Source organism: Phormidium sp. CCY1219 (assembly GCF_035615515.1).
Lineage (GTDB): Bacteria > Cyanobacteriota > Cyanobacteriia > Cyanobacteriales > Laspinemataceae > CCY1219.
The window spans coordinates 1-1,253 of the sequence record NZ_JAJENT010000520.1 but is presented as its reverse complement, the minus strand read 5'-3'; the positions used below and the strand labels follow the sequence as shown (position 1 = coordinate 1,253).

Here is a 1,253-nt window from a genome sequence, read left to right as displayed (position 1 = left end):
AACCCAGATCTCAAAGGTCTGGGCGCAGAAGCCCGCGCCGTACCGCCTAAGCGGTCGGCGTCGGGAGTACGTCACAACTCGAGCGGGACAATGGAAGGCGAGAGAACGAAAAAACCCTGTCTAATGGGGTTGATTGACGAAGGGGAAATCGAGAAATGCCGCCCATGAGTGGCAAAGAAATTGCCCTAAACCCCTCCCACTGCAAAACCGTGCAAGCGATCGCGGCGATGGGAGTGCTGTGCTTCCTGGGGAAATCAGCAGTCGATCGCGCCGTTGCTGGGGTCGCGAATGCAGCAGCACCACCGATGTAAGCGGGAGGACGAAGCGCGATCCCCGTGGGTCGCCCGCCGCGATCGCCAAAGGGGCAGAAATTATCCATTTAGAAACAAGCGACAAATCGAACCAAAGTTGGCAAACCCATTCCAGTTTTTCCCGGCACTTCATCCATCCGGTGAGGGTAAGAGAAGATGGGGCGACGCCTCCCACCACCGTCTGAATCGGTGGGTGGAAGGCTACATCGGCCATACTGAGTAGCAACGTTGAGCGCCCCTGTCAATCCCAACTCAGTGGGAGAAATGCCCCAATCCCAGGGAGAATTCCCCCTGCTCTTCACCACCCAGTGGAATTCTCGAGGTCAGTTTTTGGGTAGAATAAGGACTAACCAAAGCGCGATCGCAGAGTCTGCACCATCCCTCAGCCAGGGGCTTTGTGGGGCATTTTGCCGCCGTTAGCATAGGGTTTGCGCGATCGCGCTAAGAGGATTTTTCCGAGAGTAACTGTTCTTGGTAGACTTTTCGCCTTGTTCGATTGTGGTAGGGTTCACCCTCAAACATAAAACTTGTTGATGAATGCGACGCGGAAAACCTATACTTAATTTTCCGAACCTATCGATCGGCAAGAAGCTGGCTCAAAGCAACGAAAAGAGGATCCGAACTATGTCTTTCAACGAAATGTCTTCGGACACAACTGCCAAAATCCCATCTGACTCGATCGCTGTTTTAATCGCAACCTTAAGCATTTTCGCCCTGGGTGGGGTCTTGCATATCCTCTCCCAAGGGGTGCGTGCAGAAGCCTTAGAAAAAGCTCAAACGGCTGCGACCGAGACGGTCTCTCCTGTGGAAGAATCCGCCCCCATGACGGAAGAAACCCCCATGATGGCGGAATCCGCCCCCATGACGGAAGAAACCCCCATGATGGCGGAAGAAACCCCCATGACGGAAGAAACCCCCATGATGGCGGAATCCGCCCCGATG

Annotated in this window: 2 protein-coding genes; both read left to right on the top strand. The window is 54.4% G+C overall.

Features of this window, described 5'->3' with window-relative positions; genetic code table 11:
* Positions 1–164 precede the first annotated feature (164 nt).
* A complete protein-coding gene (locus LKK83_RS13740) occupies positions 165–311 on the top strand; it encodes a hypothetical protein (protein WP_324631740.1) in 147 nt (48 codons plus the stop codon).
* 624 nt (positions 312–935) lie between these two features.
* Positions 936–1,253: hypothetical protein (locus LKK83_RS13735; RefSeq protein ID WP_324631739.1), on the top strand; the 318-nt coding region annotated here is incomplete at its 3' end.

Bases quoted from the DNA above. Each gene is read 5' to 3' on its own strand.
- LKK83_RS13740 (WP_324631740.1), top strand. From the start codon at position 165: ATGAGTGGCAAAGAAATTGCCCTAAACCCCTCCCACTGCAAAACCGTG.